The organism is Pseudomonas sp. Choline-02u-1 (genome assembly GCF_002836515.1).
Classification (GTDB): Bacteria; Pseudomonadota; Gammaproteobacteria; order Pseudomonadales; family Pseudomonadaceae; genus Aquipseudomonas.
Map to the genome: position 1 here is coordinate 1 of NZ_PJBC01000030.1, position 2,129 is coordinate 2,129.

At 47.1% G+C, this 2,129-nt stretch carries 1 protein-coding gene and 1 pseudogene; both read left to right on the forward strand.

What is annotated here, in order from left to right; all coding sequences use genetic code 11:
* Window positions 1–923, forward strand: a pseudogene (locus CXF97_RS13945) (hypothetical protein); the annotation flags it as partial.
* Window positions 916–1,884: a tetratricopeptide repeat protein gene (locus CXF97_RS13950; protein ID WP_101159027.1), complete on the forward strand. Its 969-nt coding sequence runs from the start codon at window positions 916–918 to the stop codon at window positions 1,882–1,884. The pseudogene CXF97_RS13945 and the gene CXF97_RS13950, both read left to right, overlap by 8 nt.
* Window positions 1,885–2,129 lie beyond the last annotated feature (245 nt).

Sequence of the window (2,129 nt, forward strand, 5' to 3'; positions counted from 1 at the left end):
GCATCTCAGCCAACCAGTGGCGTCCACTGGCCAAACTCGAAGTGGAAATGGCCGTAGCCCTCGGCGCCGGCTACTCCGGCGATATACAGCTGCGGATGCAAAACGGCCATCTATTGCTGTCGATCAAGGGGGCCCTGGTCTGGGGCGCAGGCGTGAAAGGTTATTTGACCTTTGAAGTCGGCTACGACAGCATCGTGGCCCTGACGGAACTGGTGCGACAGGAAATGGCCGCGAACCAATACAAGGATCTTGAGTGGGTGGATAAGGAAGCATCAGCCTATATGGAAAAACTGAGCTTCCTTGGCGCCACAGGTATTGATGTAGTTTTTGCGTATGTGCGTGGGTATGCAATTGTTAAAGGAATATTTGAGGCGCTGACTGAGGGGGGGCGTGGGGGGCTAATTGCTTACTCAATCGTCACCGACAAAAAACAGGAAGAGATGCAGGAATGGGTATGTAACTTGCAGCCACAGGCACTTGGACCGTTGCTATTGACCCTTAGCTCATCTCCTGAACCTTTTTCAATAGAAGAAGACCTAGACAATAAAAGCGTCAAGGAAGACGAGGCATATCAACTACAGCAGAGAGCGATCGAACGTTGTTTAGGGTGGATATCATCCAACCCTAACGCTGCTTTACAGTTCGAAGAGGCAATTATACGTATGAATCGGGATGGATCGCGACCACCGCAAGCCGGGCTTACATATTGTAGAAACAAATCCAAGCTCGATTCATTTATGGCTGAACGAGTTAAAGCTCTGGACAAGTCAAGTAACGACACAAGAAGGATTTATCGCGAGCATGTAGCTAGATTAGGCGCCCGACTGAATGCACACTGTGAGTACAACATCATTTATAAAGGCCCTGCTTTCGCTCCAATCCAAGATACAAAAGCTAGCTATAAAGGACCTAACATTGATTAAAATCATATCATGCTTACTTCTATCCGTTCTTTTTTCCTGCTCAGCTTCTGCGCAACTAACACAAGAACAGCAATCGAAAAAAGAGCGAGGACTAATTTTGTACCAGCAAAGCGACTGGTACGACTCCCAACCTTTACTAGAGAGTGCTGCTATTGCTGGTGACGAGACAGCCCAATATTACTTGGCAGAGGCAATTCGTCTGAGCAACCGGTACACAACTAATGAAGCAAGAAAATGGTATGAAGCAGCTGCGCAACAGGGCAACCTATACGCAATGCTAAGACTAAGCAGCAAGAGTGACATCTGTAATGAAATGAAAAGCTGCGGTGGTAAGAGTGCAGACGAATGGCGAGAACAAGTAATACAATCAGCTCAGGAACGAGCTAAAAAAAACGACACTGAAGCAATGACCGTTTTATTCATCACCAAACAAGGATCTAGCTGGTTAGAAATGGCAGCGGAGGCAGGTGATCCTCTAGCACAGAATACACTCGCAGGAATCTACGAAGATGGGGAAGGATGGTTCATCGTTCCGGGTAGCCGCGAAAAAACTATTCAAAAGTGGTACAAGGCGTCAGCTGAAGGTGGTTATCCCAAAGCAATGTATTTTTATGCCAACTATTTATTCGAACATGGAGGTAAGAAAGAAGAAGTTGCTTATTGGTTAAAAAAATCGGCCGAAGGCGGGTACGTCAGCGCGGTCGGTAACTACGCCCTCAGCGTAGCCCATATACCAAACGATCTAGACTATCCAAAAAACCTGATTGAGGCTTATGGACTAGCCTATCTGTTGTCTAAATTCGAGGGCGGCGGGACAGCAGCTGAAGACGGCGAAAGAATGCTTCCAAAAATCACCGAAAACATGACCGAGGAAGAAATCAAGCAAGGCCTTCTATTTGCGGAAGAATGGAAGAAAACACGCCCACCACTTTCTTATTTTGTTCCCGTTTATGGTTATTGAGTTCTCGCATGGCATTGGTCTCAACTCTCTTTCAACGTAGCCAAAACCTGTTTAAGAAAACAATAAGGACTGAATATCACCAACCTTAAAGCTTGCAGAAAGTCGAGTTCCCTAAACGGGCAAAGGCCGATCCCTGGATAGCGAAATACAAGGCACACGACGGCAGCGTACGTAGCGTCAACTTCGGCAAACTGTCATTGGATCTTGAAGCCAAGGCTTGGGGCTTCGCCGGCGCAAGTCTCATA